Origin of the sequence: Nocardia nova, assembly GCF_002933465.1 — a bacterium.
GTDB classification, from domain to species: Bacteria; Actinomycetota; Actinomycetes; order Mycobacteriales; family Mycobacteriaceae; genus Nocardia; species Nocardia nova_B.
Window position 1 is genome coordinate 49,372 of the sequence record NZ_PSZE01000006.1, and the last position, 26,662, is coordinate 76,033.

Below are 26,662 nucleotides of genomic sequence, written 5' to 3' on the forward strand. Positions count from 1 at the left end.
ATGCCACGCAAGGGCCCCGCACCCAAGCGTCCGCTGATCAACGATCCGGTCTACGGATCGCCGCTGGTCACTCAGCTGGTCAACAAGATCCTGCTGGACGGCAAGAAGTCGACCGCCGAGCGCATCGTCTACGGTGCCCTCGAGCAGGCGCGCGAGAAGACCGGCACCGATCCGGTCGTGACCCTCAAGCGTGCGCTCGACAACGTGAAGCCCGCCCTCGAGGTGAAGCCCCGTCGTGTCGGTGGCGCCACCTACCAGGTCCCGGTCGAGGTTCGTCCGGGTCGCGCCAACACCCTGGCGCTGCGCTGGCTGGTCAACTACTCGCGTGCGCGTCGTGAGAAGACCATGATCGAGCGTCTGGCCAACGAGTTGCTGGATGCGAGCAACGGTCTGGGCGCTTCGGTGAAGCGTCGCGAGGACACCCACAAGATGGCCGAGTCCAACCGGGCGTTCGCGCACTACCGCTGGTGATTGGTCACCCGGTCCGCCGGTGAAGGAACGGCGCCGGGAGGCGAGTCACAGTCGGGTGCGGCACGTGCTCAGCAGGGCACCAATCAGCCGCACCCGACGTTGACATAGTGATGGCCAGGGGCCCGCATCGAAGCGGAACCGCCCGGGCCGTTCCCGAAAATCCCAACTAGCTGATCGCTAACAGAGCAGAGCGGGGAAGATTTCCGTGGCACAGGACGTGCTCACCGACCTCAACAAGGTCCGCAACATCGGCATCATGGCTCACATCGATGCCGGCAAGACGACCACTACCGAACGAATCCTGTTCTACACCGGTGTGAACTACAAGATCGGTGAGACCCACGACGGTGCGTCGACCACCGACTGGATGGAGCAGGAGCAGGAACGCGGCATCACCATCACCTCGGCGGCGGTGACGTGTTTCTGGAACCAGAACCAGATCAACATCATCGACACCCCCGGCCACGTCGACTTCACCGTCGAGGTGGAGCGTTCGCTGCGTGTGCTCGACGGCGCCGTCGCGGTGTTCGACGGTAAAGAGGGCGTCGAGCCGCAGTCGGAGCAGGTGTGGCGTCAGGCCGACAAGTACGACGTGCCGCGTATCTGCTTCGTCAACAAGATGGACAAGCTGGGCGCGGACTTCTACTTCACGGTGCAGACCATCAAGGACCGTCTCGGCGCGAAGCCGCTGGTCATCCAGCTGCCGATCGGCGCGGAGGACACCTTCGAGGGCATCGTCGACCTGGTCGAGATGAACGCCAAGGTGTGGACCGGTGAGACCAAGCTCGGTGAGAAGTACGAGGTCACCGAGATTCCGGCCGACCTGAAGGAGAAGGCCGAGCAGTACCGCCAGGAGCTGCTCGAGACCGTCGCCGAGTCGGACGAGGCGCTGCTCGAGAAGTTCTTCGGCGGCGAGGAGCTCACGATCGACGAGATCAAGGGCGCCATCCGGAAGCTGACCGTCGCCTCGGAGCTGTACCCGGTGCTGTGTGGTTCGGCGTTCAAGAACAAGGGCGTGCAGCCCATGCTCGACGCCGTCGTGGACTACCTGCCCTCGCCGCTGGACGTCGAGAACGTGCAGGGTCACGTGCCCGGCAAGGAAGACGAGATCATCACTCGTAAGCCGAGCGCCGACGAGCCGTTCGCCGCGCTGGCGTTCAAGATCGCCGTGCACCCGTTCTTCGGCAAGCTGACCTACGTCCGCGTCTACTCGGGCAAGGTCGACTCCGGCGCCCAGGTCATCAACGCGACCAAGGGCAAGAAGGAGCGTCTGGGCAAGCTGTTCCAGATGCACTCCAACAAGGAGAACCCGGTCCCGCAGGTTTCCGCCGGCCACATCTACGCGGTCATCGGCCTGAAGGACACCACCACGGGTGACACCCTGTGCGATCCGCAGAACCAGATCGTGCTGGAGTCCATGACCTTCCCGGACCCGGTCATCGAGGTCTCGATCGAGCCCAAGACCAAGTCCGACCAGGAGAAGCTGGGCACCGCGATCCAGAAGCTGGCCGAAGAGGACCCGACCTTCTCCGTGAAGCTGGATGCCGAAACCGGCCAGACCGTCATCGGCGGTATGGGCGAGCTTCACCTCGACATCCTCGTCGACCGGATGAAGCGCGAGTTCAAGGTCGAGGCGAACGTCGGTAAGCCGCAGGTCGCGTACCGCGAGACGATCACCAAGCCGGTCGAGAAGCTCGAGTACACGCACAAGAAGCAGACCGGTGGTTCGGGCCAGTTCGCCCGCGTCATCATCGGCCTGGAGCCCTTCACGGGCGAGGACGGCGCGACCTACGAGTTCGAGAACAAGGTCACCGGTGGCCGCGTTCCGCGCGAGTACATCCCGTCGGTGGACGCCGGCATCCAGGACTCCATGCAGTACGGTGTCCTCGCCGGTTACCCGCTGGTCAACCTGAAGGCCACCCTGCTCGACGGCGCCTACCACGAGGTCGACTCCTCGGAAATGGCGTTCAAGATCGCGGGTTCGATGGCGCTGAAGGAAGCGGCCCGTAAGGCCGGTCCGGTGATCCTCGAGCCGCTCATGGCTGTCGAGGTCATCACGCCCGAGGACTACATGGGCGATGTGATCGGCGACCTGAACTCCCGCCGTGGCCAGATCCAGGCCATGGAGGAACGCAGTGGTGCCCGTGTCGTCAAGGCGCTGGTTCCGCTCTCGGAGATGTTCGGTTACATCGGTGACCTGCGGTCGAAGACCCAGGGCCGGGCGAACTACTCCATGGTGTTCGATTCGTACGCGGAGGTTCCGGCCAACGTGGCGAAGGAGATCATCGCCAAGGCGACCGGCGAGTAATCGCAGTCGGGGCGGGTTTGCGAAAATCCGCCCCGTTCGGTCGCGTACGACCCCCTGTAAATACAAACCGCACTGCTGCACAAAAGCACGCACTAACTAGTCCAGGAGGACAACAGTGGCGAAGGCGAAGTTCGAGCGGACGAAGCCCCACGTCAACATCGGCACCATCGGTCACGTCGACCACGGCAAGACCACGTTGACTGCCGCCATCACCAAGGTGCTGGCCGACAAGTACCCGGACCTGAACCAGAGCTTCGCGTTCGACCAGATCGACAAGGCTCCGGAGGAGAAGGCTCGTGGTATCACGATCAACATCTCCCACGTCGAGTACCAGACCGAGAAGCGTCACTACGCGCACGTCGACGCCCCCGGTCACGCCGACTACATCAAGAACATGATCACCGGTGCGGCCCAGATGGACGGCGCGATCCTGGTCGTGGCCGCCACCGACGGCCCGATGCCGCAGACCCGTGAGCACGTGCTGCTCGCCCGTCAGGTCGGCGTGCCCTACATCCTGGTCGCGCTGAACAAGTCGGACATGGTCGACGACGAGGAGATCCTCGAGCTCGTCGAGATGGAGGTCCGCGAGCTGCTGGCCGCCCAGGAGTTCGACGAGGACGCCCCGGTCGTCCGCGTCTCCGGCCTGAAGGCCCTCGAGGGTGACGAGAAGTGGGTCGCGTCGATCGTCGAGCTGATGAACGCCGTCGACGAGTCCATCCCGGACCCGGTTCGTGAGACCGACAAGCCGTTCCTGATGCCGATCGAGGATGTTTTCACCATCACCGGTCGTGGCACCGTGGTCACCGGTCGTGTCGAGCGTGGCGTGATCAACGTCAACGAAGAGGTCGAGATCGTGGGTATCCGCGAGAAGACCCAGAAGACCACCATCACCGGCATCGAGATGTTCCGCAAGCTGCTGGACCAGGGCCAGGCGGGCGACAACGTCGGTCTGCTGGTTCGTGGTCTGAAGCGTGACGACGTCGAGCGTGGTCAGGTCGTCATCAAGCCGGGCACCACCACCCCGCACACCGAGTTCGAGGGCCAGGCGTACATCCTGTCGAAGGACGAGGGCGGCCGCCACACCCCGTTCTTCAACAACTACCGCCCGCAGTTCTACTTCCGCACCACCGACGTGACCGGCGTTGTGACCCTCCCCGAGGGCACCGAGATGGTCATGCCGGGCGACAACACCGAGATGAGCGTCAAGCTGATCCAGCCGGTCGCCATGGAAGAGGGCCTGCGCTTCGCGATCCGCGAGGGTGGCCGCACCGTCGGCGCCGGCCGCGTCACCAAGGTCATCAAGTGACCTTGTGATGGGCCGTCACGGTAGGTGACAGCATGAAAAGGGCCGTTCCCTTCGAGGAGCGGCCCTTTTCGTATTTTCGGCACAGCCTAGACCGACATCCGAGGTAGTGTGGATGTATGAGCGCGGCGTATGACATCGTTCCTTTCAGCGACTTATTGCATAAACCTGCGGTTACTGCTGATCGGCTGGATCGAGTGCGTGCCTTGCGGCTGCGCCGTCGCGATGCCGGGGACCTCGCGTTGATGCGCGTCGAACAGCTGGATGCTGAAGGCGCCGTTATCGATTTCACCGCCCGGTTACTCGGTGGGTTGGTGCGTCGATTCGGTGTCGGTGCGGTTCGTGAGGCCTTGCCGGATGCCGTTCCGTGGGTGGCGTTCCTGCCCGAAGCCGATGTCGACGAGTTTCTCGTGGAACTGGCGAGCGTTGCGCAGGGCGCCGCTGCCTTGGAGAACCTGTCCCCACTTGCCACGTTGCTGACTCAGTGGCGTCACACCGCGGAGATCTACGCCGATCCCGCACTGTTGGAGATCCTCACCGCCGAGCATGATGGTGATTTCGGCCAAGCAGCGCCCCCGGCGGATGGGGACGAAGGATGAGCCCGAAGCGGCTCGACCGAGCTGCTCCACCTGCGGTTGCGGGTGAGTTCGAGGTACGGTTCGCCACCTCGGATGCCGCGCAGGGATGGGATGAGCTTGCGCAACAAGCTCCGACTGGGCTTCGACGCGCGTTCGAGGCCATCCGCGCGAACCCACGAGCCCGCACGAATCCGGACCGCCATCACCGTCTCAAAGGAACCCTGAAAACAGGCATGTGGAAAGGTACTTCGCTCGAACAGTGGCAGTACGAGGTAACCGGCGGGGGCCGTATCTGGTTTTTGATCGATGATGCGCGAGGGACGGCTTGGGTCACCTACGCGGGTACCGGGCATCCCAAAGCCACCGAATAGGGTTGTTGGATGATGGTTCCGTGGTGGTCGGGAGGGGCAGCGACGGAGTTTTGGCGCGACTGTCACTGGATATCCGGGGCGTCTGGTTCGGGATGTGCGGGCTGATCCGCGAGTGGGCAGCAGATCGAAGGCCTAGCTGAATTCGCCTCTACCGTGTTCTCGCGGTGAAACGGGAATGTCATCCGCAGAATTTCTATCAAGTGACCTTGTGATGGGCCGTTACGGTAGGTGACAGCATGAAAAGGGCCGTTCCCTTCGGGGAGCGGCCCTTTTCGCGTTTCCGGACTCGCTTCGCAGTCCGGCGGCACTCGTCCTCGCGGTCGCGTCGTCATGGTCTCGCTATGACCGGCGGCATCACTTATGGGCGGCGGTCGGCGGCAGCGGAGAGGGAGGGGTTTGAACGAAAGGATCGGGCGCGAATTTGTCGCAGAGCACATCTGGGGATTCGTTGTACTCGACGGCATCGACAATCGACACCACGAGCGGCCGTGGGTTCGGCATGGACTTCTTCTTGTCGACTGCTGCCGGCTGCGTTGTTTGAGCGACGGTCGAGATTTGCGCGCTTATCGTCCGCGGGTTTCGAGGATCGCCAACCGGTTTTCCATCGACAACGTCATACAATCCGGGAGAGTTGAATGTGCACATCGTGACGCGCACGCCCTCGGTGGAAGTGGCGACGTCGACCACCCGCAGAAGCGTGCCTCCCGTGCCAAGCCTTTTTGTCCGAGTTCCCTGCCATGCCGCTTCTGAGACGCCATAGGCGGGTGCTACCCGCTGATTGATGCGATCCATCAAATCTGAGTCGAAGGTGTTCGACATCATGAACTTGTCATCCAGGACCGCCGCCTCGGCCGCAAATTCCACGGCGGATCTTTCATTGGATGAAATTGAGATCGCGGAATTCCAACTGGATGTGACCGGCGGGTAAGCAGGCGTCGTGGCAGAGGTTGTCGAGGCGGGAGTCTGTGACTGAGTCCGGTCGTTCTGCGTCGTGCACGACGTGATCGCAGTGGGGGCAAACATCAATGCGATTATTGCTGATCGAGTTATGCGAGAACGTCGGCTACTCATTTCGTCGGCTCCACGGTCTCGTATCCCGAGCTCAGGAAGCTCTGCAGTTTCTCCCGATCGTCCTTCAGCCCCATCAGAATGGCAATGTCACCGGATTGCTGCGACTCGGTCACGTAATTTCGTAAGCCTCTGATGTGTATGAATTCTGTGACCTGTGCTTCTGTCGCGTGCGCCGTGTCATCGGTCAAGTGGATCGGGCCGGTGCCATCAGGATTCAGGAGTTTCGTCGGCAGCTGCCCGTTCCGGTATGCCGCGTCGAGTAGTCGATTGCTTGTTTCCCGATTGATCTCCGAAGATACCTGGCTCGGATTCGGATCCTGTACATGCACAGGATCGGGTTTGTGGTTCCAGGATGATATTGCCGAGTCCATCCACTTGTCGGGCAAGCCGTTGATGTACTTGCCCGCGGGATCTGCCAATACCTGGGGCAGAACTGCGGTAACAGGCTTGGTGAACTTGTCGAACGGCACTGCGGTGTCGATCACGCTCTTCGCGACGTCTGCCGCCTTCTGCTTGCTCTCGTACACTTCTTGCAAATGCTGAGCAGTATGCTCGGCGTCCATATTGTCGCCGTAGAAGAGTGCGTTGTAATGCTGAACGGTCATTCGATCGTTCAGCGACTGAAGGTGGCTGTAGTCCTCGTTGTCGGCGAGCCATTCACCCACGTTGTCTCCGCCCTCCTTCATCGCCTGGTCGTAGATGGCCGACTCTCGAAGGGCGCGGCTGGTTTCGAGCAGATTCCGGCCGTCTTCGGATTGATTGGCGAGGAACAGCAGGCGATCCCCGTCATCTCGACCGAGCCTCACGTCATCGACCGGCGGATGCGGGTAGGTGCTGTTGCTCGCGTCCGGGAATGGCCACGTCTTGGTCTCGCCCTGGTGTGGATCGGCAAGGGCATCCAGGTTGGGAGCGAGTACCTTCGACAACCCTGTTGCGAGTTCGGGGTTCTTCTTGAACAGATCTGCGTTGTTCTGGAACTCGGTGTGGTCACCGGCGCCCGTCACCAGCTTGGAGGTGTGGTTGCCGTGCTCATCGACCTGGGTCGGTGAGAAAACCTCGGGGAGAGCGGCGAGCGTCTTGCGCGACAGGTCGCCATCGGGTGTCCGGTCGTGCGCGTGTTCGCCGGCCCAGCTGTACAACTGGGACGCGACCTTGCCCTTGTCGCCCCAATCGTGAGCGAAGATCTCGTTGCGGCAGGTTTTCGGGTCGGCGTAGTAATCGTTCTCGGCGATCGCCGTGGCGTCCGGATTTGTCAGGAGGTTGTAGTCGACGTCGTGGTTGCGGGTCGCGAGGTCGAGGTAGCTCTTGGCGGCCGCTTCGATCTTCGGCTTGTCCTCATCGAAGTACTTGTCGCCGATGCCGAACGGACCTTCGTGTTTGAAGCCGTCGACCATATCGCCGACATGAGGCGTCTTTCCATCGAGGTATCCGGCCATGCTGGCAGCTGTCGTCGCCATCTGGCCTGCCATGCCCTTGCCCGGCGTGAAGCCTGGGTTCGCCTCGCCGAGCAGTTGCGCGAACTTGGCTTGATCGGCGAAGCGGGTCTTCATCTCCAGTGCCGTTTTCGGCGGATTCGACTCCAGCCGGTCGGACACCAGATGCTGCATGTAGCTCGGCAATTCGCCTATGCCGCCACCGCGGAACTTACCGTCCGGCCCAGTACTGCCGACGTTCTCGTTCGACATCATCATGATGGCGTTGGCCAAATTATCTCTCTGTACCGCAGCGGGATTCGTCGCGCCGCCGCCGATGTGTGCCATCGCCTCGCCTTCGGCGAGACGATCCGACAGTGCGAACAGGCCGTCTTTGCCGGAGGCTTGGAAGAACGAGCGATAGTAGTCCTGCACGTCGGCGGGAATGTCGGACACTTGCTTCCCGTCGGCCAAGTCCTGAAGGTCCTGCGGCGTGAGATGAAACGGCGGCATGTCGGCAGCGACGGCGTCGATCGCGGCCGTGTCGTGGGTGCGAGCAGCGTCCGCCAGCCGTTTCCCGTCCTCGCCGCCGAGACGGGAACCTGCCGTTGGCGCCTCGTCGACCTCGATCGAGGAGCCGAAAAGATCGCCGGCCGCACGAATGAGTTCGCTCCGGTCGGTCAGTAGCCGTCCCAGCTCGGCTTCGGCTTGCGTCAACTCTCGGTAGGCGGTGTCGATCGCGTCCTGATGTGCTTGGACGTCTTCGTGTTTCGTCCCGGAGCACGACCAGTTGTCGGCGACCGTCACTGCGGCTTGTTCGGCATCAGCGGCCTTGGCGCGCAGAACATCCCGGTGTGAGGACACGCTGTCGACGGCGGGACCGAACTTATCCAGGAAATCGGCGATGTCGGCATAGACCTTGCGCGCCTCGTCGTGGTCCTGGCCTACCCTGTCGTAGGCCGCGTAGAAGGCCATGCCGGTCCAGTTGTAGCCGACGTCGTTGAAATACTTGCGGGCCTTGTCGATCTTCTCGAGCAGCTTCTCGTTGCCGGCGTGAACCGTCGAGGCCCAGTCCTTCAGCGCCTGCAGATTCCAGCGCTCCAGCTCGGAACGGAGTGGCATGACGTCCCCTACTTGTGGAAGTCGAGCTCGTGCATCTTCTGCGCGAACTGATCGTCGGTCATCTGCAGATTCCCGGTACAAGCGGTGATCCTGACCGCGACGTCCTTCATCCGCTCACCGACCCGCAGAAATGCGCCTTCGATATGCGTGCTGGTCTGCACGCAAGCCGCCGGAACAGTCGATCCGGGCATGGCTCCCGCAACATCGTTGACCTTCTCGCCGACCGTGATGTCGTCGATCTCCCCACCGATCGTGGTCAGGGTCTTCGACAGCTTGTCGAGTTGATCGATATCGGCCTTCAGCACGGTCCCCTCCTCGTGTTCCACAGCTGTTCGTGACGCCGGCGGAATTACCAACGTAACAGTTCGCGGGAGCGGGCCCCGGTCAGCCGACGCGGACTTCAGGCTCGCCGCGGTGACCGCCGGCTCACGGTTCGGTCGCCGCCAGTAGGGCTTCGGCGAATTCGCGCATCTGGTCGGCGCCACCGAACCAGGTGGTGACGAGTTCCACTGCGGCGGTGCGGGTTCGGTGGGCGGCGGTGATGAGACCGTTCAGGTCGAGGTCGCCGGCTTCGGCGTTGCGGGCCACGTTCTCCAAGGTGTGGCTGGCCAGCAGTAATTGCATCACCAGGCCGACGTCGATGGCCGGGGGTTCGCCGGGGGTTTCGGCGCGGCGGCGGGCCGCGCGCCGGGAGGTCGGGGCGAGGCCGGCGCGGGATGCGATGTCCTCCGGTCGGTCACCGGCGGGGGGATCGGCGGCGGCGCGGCGGCTTCGGCGCCCGCCGATCCTCGGGTCGGTCGTGGACGATTCGACGTGCGCGGCGTCGGTCGCCGGATCCGATTGTGGCGCGGCCGTTTCCCGGGACTCGTTGCGTGCGGAGACGTCGTCGATTCGCCTCCCGTTCGTGGGCGATCGGTGTCGGCTGATCGGAACCGCGTGCGCGGCACTGTCGTTCGTGGCAGTCCGATGGACGATGTCGGTATCGGACAGTTCGGCGACGGTGCTCGCGGGGGCGGAGCGCAGAGCGACTTTCGCGCCGTTGCGTGCGGGGAACGGGCGTGGGCGGGGAACGGACGGGGTGCCCGCCGTGCGACTGCGAAGTGCCGGGAACGTGTCGGTGTCCTGCCACGATTCCGCATGGCTGGAGTCGGCTCGTGGCGTGCCGTCTGTCGTATCGGAGTGCGTGGGGTTCGTCGTGTCCGCGCGGTCGGAGACGGCCGGTTCGTTCGAATGCCGGTGCGGTAGCCGCGCCGCGGGAGACGGCTGTTCGCTCTCCTCGGCCACAGTGCCCATCTCCGAATCCGATTCGGCGACAGTGTGTTTCGCGGCAAGACCCACGCTGTCGGCGGCCGAATCGGCCTGTGTGATGCGGGGCGTGCGCTGTTCGCCATCGGCTGCCGCGTCGGTTGTCGTCGGCCGGGTATCGCCGGCCGCCGGTTCGGTCGGCGACGGCGGGGTGGTCTGCCGCTCGTTGTTTGCCATCGAGCCCGTGGCTGCCGCGAACGCCGTCCGATGGCCATCGTCGGCCCGGGTGGCCACCAGGGTTTGCGCGCTGTCGCCGGCCGATTTCGCGAGTCCGGTTGCCGCTTCATCGTCGCCTGCCGCTGCAGCGCTGCGGGGCTCGCCATCGCTCACCGGGGCGGCGGAGGTGGCTGTCGGCTCGGTGCTCGCCGTCGCCCCCGCGGCGCCGGGTTCCGTTGCGGTGCCTGCCGGTTCGGTGCGGGCGAGGCCCTCGGCCGGGGCCGGGAGCCGCATCGGGAGTTTCGGTGGGACCGGAACGGATGCGGTGGGCGAGGCATCCGGTTCGGCCGCACCGGATCGCTGCGGATCCGGCCGTCCGGAGGGGGACGCATCGGTGGGCTTGCTGTCGGCCGATGTGCCGGTACGGGAACGCCGCTGCAGCCCGGGATCGATACCCAGACTCTCCGCGATGCGGCGGACGGTGTCCTCGGGATCGTGGGCTGCCGCGTCGAGTTCGATGTCCCACGCGGGCTTTTCGGGCGTCGCCTCTGCGGCGGCGCCGGGACCGGCGGGCGTTGCGAGGGCGCCGGAACCCGGATCCACCGCGGGCATCTCCGCCGCGGTCACCGCGAAGCTCGAGGTCGGCCCGGATTCGTCGGCCGGCGCGGTCCGATAGTCCACCGGCTCCGCCGCGCTCTGCTCGTAATCCGCGTCGAACGGCGAGGCGAACATGCTGCGCTGCGCGGGTTCTCGGGTGGGGAGTGGCGGAATGCCGTTGCGCCCCGCCGAGGTGTCCCGGACGGGAAGCGGCGGTGCGGGCGGAGGTGCCGGAACCGCACCGCCGGTGAGGTATTCGGGTGAGTCGGACGGGATATCGGTGGGCGTGCCCCCCGCGGGCGGACCGAAAACGCCCTCGCCTGATGATTCGGCGGTACTGCGGCTGGGCAGTGCCGATGGTGTCGCACCGGGGCTCGAATCGCCGAATTCGGCTCCGTCCCAGCGCAGCCCGAACTTCTCGGCGCCGCCGTGCGCGCGTCCGCTGCTCCCCGTCTGCTGACCCGATTCCTCCTCGGAGCGGGTCAGTCGGTGCCCCTCTCGTGCAGTATGGGGTTCTCCGAAACGGGCATTGGCGGGATCCGTCATACACCCCATTCTTATCGCTCACCTTTCGGGGTGCGAGTTCGCGGGGTGTGCGACGGTTTCCGCCGCCGTTGCGCCGCAGCTCAATCCGTCCGTTTCTCGAGTTCGGTGCCGCGGCGCAGGGTGAGCGACATCAGTTCGCTCGGCTCATCCACCTCGATCCGATGCCAATGCCCCCGCGGCACGATGAACGCCTGTCCTCGCGCAGTGATACCGGTTCCGCCGCGTCGCCGGCCTCGCGCAGATACATCCGGATTCCGCCCGAGAGCAGCGCCACCAGCTCCTCTCCGCTCGGATGCATTTCCCAATGGTCACCGTGGACGTCGGCGTCGGTGGCCACCCGGAAGGTCGCCAGCGTCCACCCCTCCACATCTCCGGACGTGCGGCGTTGTTCGTCGAAAATCCGGCCGTCGGGCAGCATTCGCGGCGCCCGGCCACCGAACTCGGCGCGACGCCGATGGCGCTCTATCACCACGTACCGGACAAGGACGCGCTGCTGCTGCTCCTGCTCGACGAGGTGGCGACGGGTGCGGTCCATCCGCAACTGCCGGACGACCCCCGGGAACGCCTGATCGTCGCGGCTCGCGCGATGCACGACATCCTGGCCCCGGTTCCGTGGATCACCGAGGGTGCTCACCGCCGACGACCTGCTCTCCCCGGCCGCGCTCTGGTATCCCGAAACGATTCTGGACGCCGCGATGGACGCCGGGCTCGATGCCGATCGGGCAGTGCACGCTTATCGGACGGTCTGGTACTACACCGCCGGGGAAATTCTGATCCGCGCTGCGGCTCGTCGGCGTCGCGACGACGACCGGCCGGTGTTTCGGGAGCGCGTCTTCGCCGATATCGATGCCGGCGAGCTTCCGCGCCTGGCGGCCGTGGCCGATCGGTGAAGCGCGCTCACCGCGGCCGACACCTACGAGCAGGGGTTGCGCGCGTTGGTCGACGGTCTGCTGCCCGCTGGCTGAACCGGCGGGCCGGCTCAGCCCAGGCTGGTCATGCCGGCCGCGACGACCCGGGAGAGATTCGTGATCTCCTCGGCCCCGGCGAGTGTCAATCCGTCCAGTGCGTGCAGCCGGTCGGTGCTCGCGATGGTGAGCATGGCCGACACCCATGCGGCCGCGCAGGCGCGCAGGGTCCCGGGCCGCACCTGCCCGGGCGCACTCGCCTGCAATACCCGGGCGGTGACGTCGAGCAGCTGATCGCGCATGCGGCGCACCTGTTTTCGCACATCCGGATGCGTATCGGCCTCGCGCCACATGATCACGCGCAGCACCGAGGAGTGGTGGTCGCGCAGATTCAGCGCCGCGTCGAGGTTCACCAGGCTGGTCGCCGGATCGCCGGGCCTGACCACCGTGGCGATGTCGTCGATCGGATGTGCGGGAACTCGCTCGGCCATCAGGGCCGAGAGGATCGAGTCCTTGGTGGGGAAGTAGTAGAAGACCAGCCCCTTCGGAACGCCGGCCGCGGCGGCTATCGCAGCCGTCGCGGTCGCGTCGAATCCGTGTGTCGCGAACAGGCTTTCGGCGGCATCCAGGATCAGGGCGCGGGCGTCACCGTCGACCTTGCTGCTGCGGCGACGCCCCGCTCGATGGGGGGTGGGCCTCTGCATCAGTGGGCAGTATGCATCCGTGCCGATACCTGCGGAAGGGCGGCCACGGCGACCACGACGGTCAGCACTCCGACGATCCACGCGGTCCACGAGGCGGTATTGAAGGCGCTGTAGTTCATCACCCACGGAGAGATGAACAGCAGGACGCCGAACAGGCCCATGGCGTAATCGGTGCCGGCGATTCCCGGACGAGTGAACTGGACCAGGCCGGCCAGGGCGATCAGCGCGCCGAGCACGATCAGGGTCCACATGGCGCGGTTGCTGTGGTCGGTCCAGATCGGGGACAGGGCGGTGTAGACGCCCAGTGCCACGGCCACGAAACTCAGGGTGCGGTTTTCGGTGAGCATGGGGGCCTCCTCGGGTGAGCGGAATTGTGTTCTGATCTCGGTATAACTCTGGTTGACCGCCCGATCAATACTTGCTCGGGAAAATTCCTGCACTTGTGTCGGATATGGCGCCCGTCACCATAAACTAGAACGTGTTCTAGTTTATGGTGGATTGGTGCAGCAATACGTGCCAGCAGTGGGAACCGAGCCAGGAGCGCAGCGATGACAGCCCCGATCGTGATCGTCGGCGCCGGTCTGGCGGGCTTGCGCACCGCGGAGGAATTGCGCCGCGCCGGATACGAGGGCGGACTGATCCTCGTCGGTGACGAACAGCGCCTGCCCTACGATCGGCCGCCGCTGTCCAAGCAGTTCGTGCGCGGCGAGACCGAGGATACGACGCTGCGCCCCGCCGAATTCTTCGCCGAGAAGAACATCGAGCTGCGACTGGGCCTGGCCGCGACCGGAGTCGACACCGCGGCGCGCACCGTGACCTTCGACGACGGCTCCGTGCTCGAGTACGGACAGCTGATCATCGCAACAGGCCTGCGCCCCAAGCGGATTCCGGGCCTGCCCGAGGCCGCCGGTGTTCACGTCCTGCGGCGGCACGAGGATGCGGTCGCACTGCGTGACGGACTGGCCACCGCGCGGCGGGCGCTGGTGGTCGGCGCCGGATTCATCGGTTGTGAGCTAGCGGCGAGTTTCCGTTCCCGCGGCGTCGACGTCGTGCTGGTGGAACCGCAGCCCACCCCGCTCGCCGCCGCGCTGGGCGAGGCGGTCGGCCGCCTGGTCGGGCGCATGCACCGGGACGAGGGGGTGGACCTGCGCTGCGGCGTCGGACTGAGCTCGCTGCGGGTCGAAGACGGCGCGGCCACCGGGGCCACGCTCGCCGACGGCAGTACGGTCGCCGCCGATCTGGTGGTCATCGGTGTCGGCTCCGCGCCGATCACCGAATGGCTGGCCGGATCCGGCATCCCGCTGGCCGAACCGCAGGTAGGCGGCGGTGTCCTCGCCGACGAGGTGGGCCGCACCTCGGTCGAGGGTGTGTGGGCGGTCGGTGATGTCGCCGCGTGGCGCCACGACAACGGCCGGCACAAGCGGGTGGAGCACTGGACCAACGCCGGTGAACAGGCCAGGCTGCTGGTGACCGCGCTGCTCGGCGGCGATGTTCCCACGGCCGCCCGGGTGCCGTACGTGTGGAGCGACCAGTACGACCTGAAGATTCAGGTCCTCGGCACCCCGGCGGGCGCCGACGAGATCCGCGTCATCGAAGACGACGGCCGCAAATTCCTGGCGCACTACTTCGACGGCGGGGTCCTGACCGCCGTGGTCGGTGGTGGCCGCACCGCTCAGGTCATGAAGATGCGGGCCGAACTCGCCGCCAACGTACGGACCGCCGCACCCCTGAGCTGAGCGCGCGGGGACGGACCCGAGCCTCGGAAGGGTAAGCGGCGCGCTCCCTCGGCCGGTCGTCGCACCGGAGCGGGCCGTCCGCCACCGGCGTGCGGAGCGCCTGGGGCCGATACACCAGTCGGGCGTCGGGGTTCGCGGCGACGCTAATACAGTGGCCGGGTGATCGTTGCGCTCATCGATTCGGGACTGGGGTTGTTGCCGACGGGGGCGTGGCTGCGCAAGTTGCGTCCCGACCTCGATCTGCTGCTGCAACTGGATCCCGATGGTGCGCCGTGGGGGCCGAAACCCGAGCAGTGGGTGATCGATCGGGTGCTGGATGCGGCCCGCCGATCGTTGCGGCTCGGCGCGGAGGCCATCGTGCTGCCGTGCAATACCGCCAGCGTCACCGCGCTCGAACAGGTGCGAGCCGAGGTCGGGCCGGAGGTGCCGGTGATCGGCACCGTCCCCGCGATCAAACCGGCGGCCGCCGCGTGTGCCTCGGTCGCGGTGTGGGCGACCGCGGCCACGACGGCGAGCCGCTACCAGGCCGATCTCATCGCTCGCTTCGGCGGTGACGCCGATGTGACGGGTGTGGCGTGCCACGGCCTCGCCGACGCCATCGACCGCGGGGATCTCCCGGCCGTCGAGCACGCCATCGCCCGCGCCGCCGAGCAGACTCCCGCCGGCACCGAGGCGGTGGTACTCGGCTGCACCCACTACCCTCTGGTCCTCGATTCCATCGTGGCCGCGCTGCCCTCGGGTGTCCGGCTGTTCGACAGTGCGGAAGCCGTTGCGGGCCAGACACTTCGGCGCATCGACACCCTGGGCCGGCCGACGGCCGGCGCCGGCACGGTGACGGTCTACAACAGCGGCCGCGCCGGTGAACTGCCCGCGAGTGCGGCGGCCTTCGAATCCGGCCGAGTGCTCGGAGCGGTCGACACCGCTTGCCCCACCGCCTGATTTCGCGCGTGCACTCACGAGTGGAGCGCACCTTCGCCGAATAGATCCGCATCGGCATGTGTCCGGCCCCGGTCGGACGCGTTGTCACCGGGAATCCGGTGACGAGTGAGTGATACTGCCGTACATGACCGTTGCGCGTTATCCGAAGGATCCGCACTCGGCGTCGGGCCGTTTCGGCGGAGTGCGGGCATGACGTCCGCGCCGGCCGCCGCCGATGTCGCGCGTGCCATGGACGAGCTCGGGGATCCCGCGCGCGCTCTCGAGTTGCGGCGGTTCTTCAAAACCGGGCCCGGGGACTACGGCGAGGGCGACGTCTTCATCGGAGTGCCCGTGCCGCAGACCCGCAAGGTCGCGAAACGATTTTCTGCACTACCCATTTCGGAGATAGCTGAACTTTTGCGGAGTCCGGTGCACGAGCATCGGCTCGCGGCGTTGGTGATCGCGAACAATGCCATGGCGAAGGCGGGGAAACCGCGCACGTACGACGTTGCCGCGCAACAGGAAATCGTCGACATGTATCTGGCGGCGGTGCGCGGCGGGCGCGTGAACAATTGGGATCTGGTCGACGTATCGGCCGAGAACATCCTCGGCCCGTGGTTACTGGAACGGCCGCGCGATCCGCTCGACGAACTGACGCGGTCGGAATCGCTGTGGGAACGCCGGGTCGCGCTGCTGACGACCTTCGCGTTCATCAAGGCCGGCGACGCCTCGACCACGTTCGCGCTGTGCGAACGGCTGCTCGACGATCGGCGCGACCTGATTCAGAAGGCGGTCGGCTGGATGCTGCGGGAAGTCGGCAAACGGGTGGACCGCGCCCTGCTCACCGAATTCCTGGACCGCCGTGCCCACGATATGGGCCGCACGGCGCTGAGCTACGCCACCGAACATCTGGAACCCGCGGCGCGCGCGGCCTACCGGGCGCAGCGGCAGGCGTCGTAATCCGGCTCGCCGACCACACGGCGTCCGCCCTGCCGCGCACGGCTTACCGGTCGGCTGCGGCAGCGGCGGCCCTCAGAACTGGATCTTCAGATGATCGGTGACCGGATGCGCCTGGCATCCGAGGATGTATCCGGCTTCGATGTCCTCCGGATCGAGAATCTCCGAATTGTCCATCTCCACTTTGCCTTCCAGCACGGTGCAGGCGCAGGATCCGCATTCGCCTTCTTGGCAGGAGTACGGCACGTCCAGGCCCTTGGCGAGCATGATGTCGACCAGAGTCCGGCGCCGCGGCCACTGCATGGAATGGGTCTGGCCGTCGAGTTCGACTTCCACGGTGGCCGCGTCGGCGGCGTCCTCCTCGCTGACCTCGACCGGGGCGCCGGCGGCGAACGGATCGCCGGACAGCGAATTGAAGACCTCGGCGTGGGTGCGGTTGCGCGGCACCTCCAGCTGGGCCAGTGCGTCGTGCACCCGGTCCATGAATGCTTTCGGCCCGCACATGAAGGCGCGGAAACCGGTGTACGGGGTGCACAGCGCGGCCAGTCCGTCGGCGGTGGGCAGGCCCTGCAGCGTCTCCAGCCAATGCACCACCACGAGCCGCTGCGGATTCTTGTCGGTGAGTTCGCGCAGTTCGTCGGCGAAGATGACCGATTCCGGATCGCGGTTGGCGTAGATCAGTACGATCCGGCCGGTGCCGCGCGCGAGTGCCGATTTCAGGATCGACATCACCGGGGTGACACCGCTGCCGGCGGCGAACAGCAGCAGATCTTCGTCCAGATCCTTCGGCGTGAAGACGCCGGAGGGCGGCAGCACCTCGATCTCGTCACCGGCTTTGACGTTGTCGCACACCCAGTTCGACGCGTATCCATCGACCGTGCGCTTCACGGTGACCTTCGGCTGCACATCGGTGTGCGGCGAGCTGGCCAGCGAATAGCAGCGCGCGACCGAACCGGTGCGCTCGCTCGGGATGCGCAGCGTCAGGAACTGGCCGGGCTGGTAGGCGAAGCGCTCGCGCAGTTCTTCGGGCACGTCGAAGACCAGCGAACAGGCGTCGGCCGTCTCGTTGACGACAGCGGCGACCCGCAGCACGGCCGATCGTGAGCTGTGCGGTACGACGGGATCGGCGGTGGTCATGGTGTCCTCTCGGGGCCGGGCACTGGAGCAGGTAAACTAGAACGTGTTCTAATTTATGATACGTGGCCGTCCCGCTGCCGGACAAGCTGGGCCTCGAGCCCCGCGATCAGCACATCCATACCGAAGTCGTAGGAGTATTTGCCGCGCAGATCGCTCCTGTGCTTGACGGCCCGCTCGACGGCTTCGGGAAGCGGCATGTCGGCCAGCGCGGCTCGGTCCCGCGGATTGACCCGGGCGCGGCCGAACAGATACGTGTGAATGGTGGCATAGGCGGCGAGCACATTGCGATCGTCGAAGCCCGCATCGGACAGGATTTCCATCACAGCGGCGATCAGATCGAGCTGTTTGCCCAGCGTCTGTTCGATCAGCACATCGCCGAGGCCGGGATGCTTGCGCAGCTTCTCGTCGATCTGATCGATGAGCTCGCGCAGGCGCTGCTGCCAGGTGCCGAATTCCGGCGGTGGGGTCCGCACTCCGGTGAGGGCCGCGCTGGCCACCAGATCGAGCAGTTCGCGCTTGTCGGCGACGTAGTAGTAGGGCGCCATCGGCGAGACGCCGAGTTCGCGGGAGAGCCGGCGCATCGACAGCTTCTCCACGCCGTCGGCGCGCACCACGCGCAATGCGGCCTCGACTATCTCGGCTTCCGAGAGTGTGTTGCCGCCCCCGCTCGTCTGCATCCGTCCGACTCCCATGCCACCTCTAGCCCTGCGCAGCCCGCCTGACGGCCACCCGTCATCTGCTGTTCAACGTGCCTGCCTTCCGCAGTCTAGAGTGCGCGTTCCTGTCGCGGCCCGGTACGCGGAGGAGATCGGCACACGCGGCGACGCCGCGTCTCGCGCGGTAGTTGCCGGAGATGAACCACCGCGTCCCACGCGGAATCTCGTTGATCATGAAGTGAATGTTGCCGTGCGATAGCCAGATAGCGTCGACGGTCATTGACACTCGCGCAACGCCGGAGCCGGTGGGTTGCCGCCGGATTCGTGTCGAATTCGGTCCGTTTTTTTCGACACGGGATGCCCGGCGGGCGGTTAGCGCATAGCATTCTTGGAATGCGCCATGATCGACTGCCCAACGGGTTCGGGGTGCGAATCGATCCTCGGGTGCGCACCTATTCCGGTGGACGGCTCTTGGTCGGCGGCTCGCCGACGAGGTTGCTGAAACTTGCTCCGGAAGCGGCCGCCCTGATCGGTGACGGGTATCTCGAAGTGACGGATCCCCAGTCCGCGGTGGTTGCCAGACGGCTGCTCGACTCCGGGGTGGCCAACCCGCGTCCGCGCCTGTTGCCCTCGCCCGAGGAGGTCACTGTCGTGGTGCCGCATTGCAACGACGCGGCCGGATTGCAGCGGCTGCTCGCGGCCCTGCGCGGGCACTGCGTGGTGGTCGTGGACGACGGTTCGGACCGGCCGGTTCGGATTCCGCGGACCGGTGGCCGGTGCCGCGTCACCGTGCTTCGCCACGATTCACGCCAGGGCGTGGTCGCCGCGCGCAATGCCGGACTGCAGGCGGCGACAACGGAATTCGTCGCGTTCCTGGATTCCGATGTGGTTCCCCGCGCGGGCTGGCTCGAGGTCATGCTCGGCCATTTCAGCGATCCCGAGGTCGCTTTGGTCGCGCCCCGCATCGTGGCGCGCGAGCCGGATGCCAGTGTGCTGGGCCGGTACGAGAGCGCGCGGTCGTCCCTGGATTTCGGTCGCCGGGAAACCGCGGTCAGTTCGCGGGGCTCGGTGTCGTACGCCCCGGGCGCGGCCCTGCTGGTGCGGCGGCACGCCCTGCTGGCCGAGGGCGGATTCGACGAGCAGATGCGCTCGGCCGCCGATATCGATCTGTGCTGGCGACTCGAGCGCGCCGGCTGGCGGTTGCGTTACGAGCCCGCCGCGCACGTCGCGTGCGATCAACCGGCCTCGTTCGGTAAGTGGTTCGGCCGCAAGGTCTCTCACGGCGCCGCCGCGGCGCCGCTGGCCCGGCGCCACGCCGGGATGGTCGCCCCGCTGTCGGTGCCGTTCTGGACCGTCGCCGCGACCGCGCTGCTGGCCACCGCCTCGCGGGCCGGAATCCTGGGCGGGCTCGCCACGCTGCTCGCCGCGCTGATCCGGCTGCGGCGGGTGTTCGCCGAACTCGACAATCCGACGCGGGTGGCGGCCATTCATCTGACCCGCGGATTCTCCGCCGGGATGTGGCGGATCGTCTCGGCGCTGTGCCGGCACTACTGGCCGGTGACCGTGCTGGCGATGATCGCCTCCCGGCGCATCCGCCGGTTGGCGGTCGCGTTGGCGATCGCCGACGGACTGGCCGACTGGTTCACTCACCGCGACGCCGGCGGCCTGGATCCGGTGCGGTATCTGATGTGCAAGCGGCTCGACGATCTCGCGTACGGGACCGGCCTGTGGTCGGGCGCGCTGCGTGCGCGCAACGTGGCCGCGCTGCGGCCGGCTGTGCCGCGGCATTGATGGCCGGGGTCACATTTACCCCGACATGCCGCCTACCTCACATTTCGCCGCGATCCGACGTCGATGTGACCTGTCGGACAAACCGTATGCTTCCCCCATGCCCTTCCTGACCCGCCGGTACAGTGTGGGACGGGAAAGAAAGGCAAATGGTCAGCAATCTCACAGGCGATAACCGTCCCGAGGGCAGGGGCGAGCCCGGGACACAGCTCGGTGCGCTGGAAGCCTATGCCGCTCAGGCCCACGGTTACCTCAGCGTCGGGGGTGATCAGCTCACTCAGCTGCCCGGATTGCTGCGTCCGCTGGTTCTGGAGTCCTGGCTGCGCAGTGTGCGCGGCGGGGTCGATCCCATGGATGTACTCGACGGCCGCGGTCTGCGCGGCGCCGATCTGCAGCGCTACCGCGACAACCATCCGATTGCCGCGGTGATGCCACTGGTCGACAAGCTGCTGCTGCAGGACGCCACCGGCATCGGCCTGATCGTGGTCGTCGCCGACCAGTTCGGCCGGGTGCTGTCGGTGCACGGCCATCCCGAACGGGTCGAGGCCGCCGCCGAGGTCGGCCTGCGCGAGGGCGACGATCTGTCCGAACGCCGCATCGGCACCAACGCGGTCGGACTGGTGGTCCGCACCGGGCGCGCCACCTGGATCCACGGCCCGGAACACTTTCTGCACCGGATGCATCAGCTCACCGGGGCGGCCGCGCCCGTCCACGATCCGGACGGCCGGTTGGTCGGCGTGCTGATGATCGCCGGCGGCGTGCGCGTCGCGCGTCCGGAGATTCTGGCACTGGTGAAGGCGGCCGCGACCGCGGCGGAAATGGATCTGGTGCTCGCGGCCGTGCGCGCCGAACAACGAGGCGCGGATCGCCCTGCGCCCGTGGGGCATTCGACGCCACCGCGGACCGCCGGCCGGCTGGCGCTGGAGGTGCTGGGGCTGGGCCAGCCGCAGCTATCGGTCGACGGCGAGCGCATCGCGTTGTCGCAGCGGCATGCCGAGATCCTGTTGTTGCTGGCCGAACACGCCGAAGGTCTGTCCGCCGATCATCTGGCGCTGCTGCTCGACGACACTGACCTCGACAACGCCACCATCCGCGCCGCTATGTCACGGCTGCGCTCGGTGGTCGGCCCGGACGTGTTCGGTTCGCGGCCGTATCGATTGCGGGTGCCGGTGTCCACGGATGTGGAGGCGCTGCGCGCGGCGCTGGATTCGGGTGATGTGCACAGTGCGGTCCGCCATTACACCGGACCGGTGCTGCCCCGTTCGACCGCTCCCGGAGTTATAGACATCCGCGATGAATTGCGGGTGCGGCTGCGGACCGCAGTGTTACGTTCCGGTGAGGCGGCCGTGCTGAGCCGTTGGACCTCGGGCGCCGAGGGACGTGACGATGCCGCCGCATGGGTGGCCTATCGAGCCACCGCCGATCGCGATTCTGCCCTGTATGCTCAGATCGAGGCCAAAATTCGGGTGCTCGACCGGCGGATGGGCGCCGATGCAACGCAGATGCAACGTTTCGGCTCGTAGGCTCCGCGTCTGAAAGTGTCCTGACTCACACGAACAGGTCACGGTGTGGTTTCAGGCGCATCGCTGCCCCGAGATCGACCGAATTGGACGCTAGTCCGAGTTTTTTTGAAGGATCTCATTCCTTTTTATTAGTCTTCGGCTTAGTGTTCGCTGCATGAACGGTGGCGCGAGTCGCCACCGGCCGACGCAGGAGATGAGGCCGCGGGAGCTCGGGGCCGCGATGTTGGAGGAAGTCGAGTTCGAGGATGAGTTGGTGACCGCACCGGTTCACCGAAATTACTGAGACACAAACCATTTCGCTCATTCACACCTTCGCGATCGCGTGAGGTGTATTCGCCGAACCATCCGTGGCAAAGCCGGGGTCCGCTTCGTCGCCCGACCCGGGGCTTATTTCGTGCTGCCCGAAAAGCGTTCGGTCGCTGGGTATTTCGTCAATGGAGGAGGCTCTGGTGCAGGGTTCGGAGTTGAGCGGGTCCGGTCCGGGTGAAGGTCACGGCGCCGAGATCACGTCGGATCCGTCGCCGTTCCCGTTGACGCCGGCGCAGCTCGGCGTCTGGTACGCCCAGCTGCTCGATCCGCAGACTCCGATCAATATCGCCCAGTACGTCGACGTGCACGGCGACCTCGATGTCGAAGTCCTGCAAAAGGTCTCGGTCGACGCGGCCCGGGAGTTCGGGTCCACGCTGGTGCGGCTCGGCGAAATCGACGGTGAGCCGTATCAGTGCGTGGACCCGCGGCTTCCGGTCGACATCGTGCCGGTCGATCTGCGCGAAACCCCCGATCCGGTCGCGGCCGCCCACGACTGGATGCGCGCGGACTACACGCGGCCGGTGGATCTGCTGACGGACCGGCTGTTCGCCGGCGCCGCGCTGCGGGTGGGTGAACGGCGATGGTTCTGGTATCTGCGCGCCCACCACATCGTTCTCGACGGATTCGGCGCGCTGACCAACACCATGCGCGTCGCCGAGCGCTACACCGCCGAGCTGCGCGGTATCGAACCCGAACCGGCCCAGGCGGGCAGCCTCGAATCGCTGGTGGCGGGTGAACGCGGCTACCGCGACAGCACCCGGTTCGGCTCCGATCGCGGGTACTGGGGCGAGCGGGTCCGCGATCTGGACGGCGCGACCACGCTCAACGGCCGCAGCGCACCCCGCGCTGCCGGGAACCTGGTCTACGGCCGCAGGCTGCCGGACAAGGTCGTCACTCGGATGAACGACCTTGCGACAGCGCATGATTCGAGTTCGGCGGTGGTGTTGCTCGCGGCCTTCGCGGCCTATCTGGCCCGGCTGACCGGACGCGACGAGGCGGTGCTGAGCCTGCCAGTGACCGCCCGCACGACGGCCGTGATGCGGCGCTCGGCCGGCATGCTCTCCAATATCGTCCCGCTGCGGTTGCAGGTCGGGCAGGCCACCTGGGCGCAGCTGTTGCAGCAGACCCGGGTCGAGGTCGCCGGGGCCCTGCGGCATCAGCGCTACCGGCACGAGGACATCCGCCGCGACGCCGGGATGGAAGGCCTGGCCACCCGTCGCGCACTGTTCGGGCCGCTGGCCAACATCATGCTGTTCCGCAGCGATCTGACCCTGGGCGATACCGCCGGTCGCTACCACGTGCTCTCGACCGGGCCGGTCGAGGATATGAGCCTCAACGTCTACTACGGTGACAGCGACCGGGTGCACGTCGACTTCGAGGCCAACCCGAATCTGTATCGCGCCGACGAGATCGCCCGCCATCACGCCCGCTTCGTGCGGTTCCTGGAGCGGCTGGTCGACCTCGATCCCGAGCGGCCGCTGTCGTCGGTGGCGGTCACGACCGATCTGGAGCGTGAGGTCAGCCTCCGTATCTGGAATGCCACCGAGGTGGATATCGCCGAACTGGCGGGTGCGGACGCGACCCTGGTGTCGATGTTCGAGCGCCAGGCAGCGCACACCCCGGAGGCCGTCGCGCTGCGCGGATCGCGGACCCTCGGCTACGCCGGGTTCGCGGCCGAGGTCAACCGGCTCGCGCGCTATCTGATCGCGCGGGGCGCGGGTCCGGAAACGACGGTGGCACTGCATATTCGGCGTTCCTCGGAGCTCGTGGTCGCGATGTACGCGGTGCTGACGGCGGGTGCGGCGTATGTGCCGCTGGACCCCGACCACCCCGCCGAGCGCATCGGCTACGTGCTCCAGACCGCGAAGCCGGTCTGCGTGCTGACCACAGCCGGCGATCACGGCGACGGTGATACCCGGTGGATCGACATCGATGAACTGGACCTGTCGGCGCACTCCGAGCGACCGGTGACCGACGCCGAGCGGATTTCGCCGCTGCGGCCGCAGCATCCCGCGTACGTCATCTTCACCTCCGGTTCCACCGGGCGGCCGAAGGGCGTCGCGATCACCCATGCCGCGATCGTCAACCGGCTGGTCTGGATGCAGAGCGCCTACCGCCTCACGGCCGCCGACGTCGTCCTGCAGAAGACCCCCGCCACGTTCGACGTTTCGGTATGGGAGTTTTTCTGGCCGTTGCAGATCGGCGCGAGCCTGGTGCTGGCCACGCCCGACGGGCATCGCGAACCGGCCTATCTGCGCGCGGTGATCGCCGAATTCGGTGTCACCGTCGTGCATTTCGTGCCCACGATGCTGGCGGCCTTCCTCGGTGGCGTGGTCGGCGGCTCCGAATTGAGTTCGCTGCGTGCGGTATTCGCCTCCGGCGAGGCGTTGCCCGGTCCGCTGGCGCAGCGACTGCTCGCCGCGGCCCCGCGCGCGCGGCTGCACAATCTGTACGGTCCCACCGAGGCAGCGGTCGATGTCACCGCGCATCAGGGGGGTCCGCTCGATACCACCGGTGTGCCGATCGGCGCACCGGTCTTCAACACCCGGCTGTACGTGCTCGACGCACGGTTGCGGCCGGTGCCCGTCGGCGTTCCGGGTGAGCTGTATCTGTCGGGGGTTCAGCTCGCCCGAGGCTACGCCGGGAGGCCGGAGCTGACCGCCGAACGGTTCGTCGCCGATCCGTTCGCGGACAGTGAGTCGGAGGCCGGCCCCGGGGCGCGGATGTATCGCACCGGGGATCTGGTCCGCTGGACGGCCGACGGTGAGCTCGAGTATCTGGGCCGCACCGATTTTCAGGTCAAACTGCGTGGGCTGCGGATCGAACTCGGCGAGATCGAAGCGGTGCTCGGCGCGGTCCCCGGGGTCGCGCGCGCGGTGGTCGTGGTGCGCGACGATGCCGGCACGGGTGCGCAACTGGTGGCCTATCTGGTCGAAACCACCGCCGGCGCGGTCGACGTGGCGCGAGTGCGTGGCGCGGCCGCGCGCGAGTTGCCCGGCTATATGGTGCCGGCGGCGTACGTGATGCTGGCGTCGCTGCCGGTCAACGCCTCCGGCAAACTCGATCGGGCCGCGCTTCCCGCGTCCGAGCGGACCGCCGGTCGGTACCGCCGACCACAGTCGGTCTCGGAGCGGGCGGTCGCCGAGGTATTCGGTGAGGTGCTCGGCCGTGAGCGCATCGGACTCGACGACGACTTCTTCGCGCTGGGCGGTAATTCGCTGGTCGCGACGCAGGTGGCTGCGCGATTGAACGCCGACCTCGGCTGCGCGCTGACCGTGCGGGAACTGTTCGAGGCCACCACGGTCGAGGCGCTGGCCGAGCTGATCGACCGCGCCTTCGAAACCGAGGACATGCACGAGAGCGCCGGGCCGGTCGCCGGGCCGCGACCGCAGGTGCTGCCGCTCTCGCCCGCCCAGCAGCGCATCTGGTTCCTCAACCGGTTCGAGGAGGATAGCGCCGGCTACAACATGCCGTTCGTGGTCCGGATGACCGGGGCGGTCGATACCGAGGCCCTGCGCTCGGCCCTCGCCGATGTGGTGGCCCGGCACGAGGTGTTGCGCACCGTTTTCCGGCGGACGACGACCTCGTGGCCCGGCAGCATATTCTCCCCGCTGGGCAGGTGGGGCCGGCGTCGTTCCCGGTGGAAACCGTTGCGGCGCAGGGCCTCGACGTCGAGTTGGCGCGGCTGGCGGCACGGGGCTTCGACCTGACCGCCGAAATTCCGTTGCGAGCGGTGATTTTCGAACTGGCGGCCGATGATGTCGCGCTGGCGATCGTGCTCCACCACATCGCCGCGGACGGACTGTCGCTGCCGGTGCTGGCGCGGGAAGTGGCCGCGGCCTATACCCACCGCCGGTCGGGTATCGATGCCCCCGAGCCGCTGCCTGCGGTGCAGTACGCCGATTACGCGCTGTGGCAACGGGATCGGCTCGGCGTCCCCGAAGATCCCGATTCCCTGGCCGCCCGGCAACTCGGCTACTGGTCGCATACGCTGGCGGGAATTCCCGACCAGCTGGACCTGCCCGCCGATCGGCCGCGGCCCGCGGTGGCCGGAGGCCGGGGCGCCACCTATCGCTTCGACCTACCCGCCGACCTGCACGCGGGGATCTCCGAACTCGCCCGCGCCCAGGGGGTTTCGACCTTCATGGTGCTGCACGGCGCGCTGGCCGCGCTGCTCGCACGGATCTCGGGTGGCGACGATATCGTGATCGGACCCCGGTCGGCGGTCGCGGTCACCGCGAACTCGACGGTCTGATCGGCATGTTCGTCAACACCCTGGTGCTGCGCACCCGCGTGGCGGTCGACGAACCGTTCATCGCTCTGCTGCAACGGGTCCGGGCGGTGGACCTGGGCGCCTTCGCGCACGCCGATCTGCCCTTCGAACAGTTGGTGGAGGCGCTGAACCCGGTCCGATCGCAGGCCCGCCACCCGCTGTTCCAGGTGATGCTGGGTGTGGCCGACACTCAGGACATCGCCCTCGAGTTACCCGGATTGTCCGTGCGGACGAGTACCCTGGACACGGCGGTGACCAAGTTCGACCTTCACCTGACGGTCACCGAAAGCTTCGCCGGTGCCGGTCCCGGGGAAGGTCCGGCACCGGCGGGGATCACGGCGGAGTTCACCTACGCCACAGATCTTTTCGATTCGGACACCATCGCGAGCTATGCGCGGTGGTGGCGGCACTTGCTGGTCCAGGTGGTCGCCGAGCCCACTCGTGCGGTGGGGCAGCTGCCGCTGCTCGACGCGGCCGAGGTGCGACGCGCGATCGACGCCGGCCGCCGCGGCGCCG

Annotated in this window: 20 protein-coding genes and 1 pseudogene; 12 read left to right on the top strand and 9 right to left on the bottom strand. The window is 66.7% G+C overall.

Translation table 11 applies throughout. From position 1 onward, the window contains the following. The 4 genes from rpsG to C5E41_RS09450 all read left to right on the top strand — a co-directional run bounded on the left by rpsG (position 1) and on the right by C5E41_RS09450 (position 4,681). Positions 1-471 (top strand): 30S ribosomal protein S7, encoded by a 471-nt coding sequence (rpsG, locus tag C5E41_RS09435; protein WP_030517120.1) that lies wholly within the window; start codon positions 1-3, stop codon positions 469-471. Positions 472-676: 205 nt separating this feature from the next. Then, a complete protein-coding gene (gene fusA, locus C5E41_RS09440) occupies positions 677-2,779 on the top strand; it encodes an elongation factor G (RefSeq protein WP_063029255.1) in 2,103 nt (700 codons plus the stop codon). Between the two features lie 115 nt (positions 2,780-2,894). After that, positions 2,895-4,085 (top strand): elongation factor Tu, encoded by a 1,191-nt coding sequence (gene tuf, locus C5E41_RS09445; RefSeq protein WP_104375467.1) that lies wholly within the window; start codon positions 2,895-2,897, stop codon positions 4,083-4,085. Between the two features lie 116 nt (positions 4,086-4,201). Next, complete coding sequence (locus C5E41_RS09450; protein WP_104375468.1) at positions 4,202-4,681, top strand: DUF6247 family protein; 480 nt, start codon at positions 4,202-4,204, stop codon at positions 4,679-4,681. Between the two features lie 704 nt (positions 4,682-5,385). On the opposite strand, the gene C5E41_RS33240 is transcribed toward C5E41_RS09450, so the two are convergent. The 5 genes from C5E41_RS33240 to C5E41_RS34405 all read right to left on the bottom strand — a co-directional run bounded on the left by C5E41_RS33240 (position 5,386) and on the right by C5E41_RS34405 (position 11,874). After that, on the bottom strand, positions 5,386-5,895 hold the full coding sequence (locus C5E41_RS33240) for a hypothetical protein (protein ID WP_146097508.1): 510 nt from the start codon (positions 5,893-5,895) through the stop codon (positions 5,386-5,388). 203 nt (positions 5,896-6,098) lie between these two features. Further along, on the bottom strand, positions 6,099-8,636 hold the full coding sequence (locus tag C5E41_RS09460; protein ID WP_104375470.1) for a TPR repeat region-containing protein: 2,538 nt from the start codon (positions 8,634-8,636) through the stop codon (positions 6,099-6,101). Positions 8,637-8,644: 8 nt separating this feature from the next. Further along, the gene (locus C5E41_RS09465) at positions 8,645-8,941 is read right to left on the bottom strand and encodes a hypothetical protein (protein ID WP_146097509.1); all 297 of its coding nucleotides are present in this window, start codon (positions 8,939-8,941) and stop codon (positions 8,645-8,647) included. A 121-nt stretch (positions 8,942-9,062) separates the two neighbouring features. Further along, positions 9,063-11,240: a hypothetical protein gene (locus tag C5E41_RS09470; protein WP_104375472.1), complete on the bottom strand. Its 2,178-nt coding sequence runs from the start codon at positions 11,238-11,240 to the stop codon at positions 9,063-9,065. Between the two features lie 130 nt (positions 11,241-11,370). Further along, the gene (locus C5E41_RS34405; protein ID WP_219823125.1) at positions 11,371-11,874 is read right to left on the bottom strand and encodes a hypothetical protein; all 504 of its coding nucleotides are present in this window, start codon (positions 11,872-11,874) and stop codon (positions 11,371-11,373) included. Here C5E41_RS34405 and C5E41_RS34410 point away from each other — a divergent pair. After that, the gene (locus C5E41_RS34410; protein ID WP_219823126.1) at positions 11,867-12,130 is read left to right on the top strand and encodes a hypothetical protein; all 264 of its coding nucleotides are present in this window, start codon (positions 11,867-11,869) and stop codon (positions 12,128-12,130) included. The genes C5E41_RS34405 and C5E41_RS34410 overlap by 8 nt on opposite strands. An 89-nt stretch (positions 12,131-12,219) precedes the next feature. Here the strand turns inward: C5E41_RS34410 and C5E41_RS09485 are convergent, their stop codons facing one another. Then, a complete protein-coding gene (locus tag C5E41_RS09485; protein ID WP_104375473.1) occupies positions 12,220-12,849 on the bottom strand; it encodes a TetR/AcrR family transcriptional regulator in 630 nt (209 codons plus the stop codon). Continuing rightward, positions 12,849-13,196 (bottom strand): SPW repeat domain-containing protein, encoded by a 348-nt coding sequence (locus C5E41_RS09490; protein ID WP_104375474.1) that lies wholly within the window; start codon positions 13,194-13,196, stop codon positions 12,849-12,851. Before C5E41_RS09490 ends, C5E41_RS09485 begins: the two co-directional genes overlap by 1 nt. Positions 13,197-13,397: 201 nt before the next feature. Between C5E41_RS09490 and C5E41_RS09495 the strand changes: the two genes are divergently transcribed. The 3 genes from C5E41_RS09495 (at position 13,398) to C5E41_RS09505 (ending at position 16,463) form a co-directional block, all read left to right on the top strand. Then, positions 13,398-14,585, top strand: coding sequence for an NAD(P)/FAD-dependent oxidoreductase (locus C5E41_RS09495; protein WP_104375475.1), 1,188 nt, complete (start codon positions 13,398-13,400; stop codon positions 14,583-14,585). Positions 14,586-14,744: 159 nt separating this feature from the next. Further along, positions 14,745-15,524 carry a glutamate racemase gene (locus tag C5E41_RS09500; RefSeq protein ID WP_104375476.1) on the top strand — a complete coding sequence of 260 codons (780 nt, stop codon included), beginning with the start codon at positions 14,745-14,747 and terminating at the stop codon, positions 15,522-15,524. 189 nt (positions 15,525-15,713) lie between these two features. Continuing rightward, positions 15,714-16,463, top strand: coding sequence for a DNA alkylation repair protein (locus C5E41_RS09505; protein ID WP_104375477.1), 750 nt, complete (start codon positions 15,714-15,716; stop codon positions 16,461-16,463). A 72-nt stretch (positions 16,464-16,535) separates the two neighbouring features. On the opposite strand, the gene C5E41_RS09510 is transcribed toward C5E41_RS09505, so the two are convergent. Both C5E41_RS09510 and mftR2 read right to left on the bottom strand, forming a co-directional pair. Then, positions 16,536-17,597 (bottom strand): ferredoxin--NADP reductase, encoded by a 1,062-nt coding sequence (locus C5E41_RS09510; RefSeq protein WP_104375478.1) that lies wholly within the window; start codon positions 17,595-17,597, stop codon positions 16,536-16,538. 53 nt (positions 17,598-17,650) lie between these two features. Next, a complete protein-coding gene (gene mftR2 / locus C5E41_RS09515) occupies positions 17,651-18,274 on the bottom strand; it encodes a mycofactocin system transcriptional regulator MftR2 (protein ID WP_104375479.1) in 624 nt (207 codons plus the stop codon). A gap of 372 nt (positions 18,275-18,646) precedes the next feature. Between mftR2 and mftF the strand changes: the two genes are divergently transcribed. From mftF to C5E41_RS34925, 4 genes and pseudogenes are all read left to right on the top strand, one after another. Beyond that, positions 18,647-20,044, top strand: coding sequence for a mycofactocin biosynthesis glycosyltransferase MftF (gene mftF, locus C5E41_RS09525; RefSeq protein ID WP_104375481.1), 1,398 nt, complete (start codon positions 18,647-18,649; stop codon positions 20,042-20,044). Between the two features lie 146 nt (positions 20,045-20,190). After that, on the top strand, positions 20,191-21,564 hold the full coding sequence (locus C5E41_RS09530) for a GAF domain-containing protein (protein WP_104375482.1): 1,374 nt from the start codon (positions 20,191-20,193) through the stop codon (positions 21,562-21,564). 434 nt (positions 21,565-21,998) lie between these two features. After that, the gene (locus C5E41_RS09535; RefSeq protein ID WP_258080860.1) at positions 21,999-25,583 is read left to right on the top strand and encodes an amino acid adenylation domain-containing protein; all 3,585 of its coding nucleotides are present in this window, start codon (positions 21,999-22,001) and stop codon (positions 25,581-25,583) included. Positions 25,584-25,612: 29 nt separating this feature from the next. Beyond that, positions 25,613-26,565: pseudogene (locus C5E41_RS34925) on the top strand (condensation domain-containing protein); the annotation flags it as partial. Positions 26,566-26,662 lie beyond the last annotated feature (97 nt).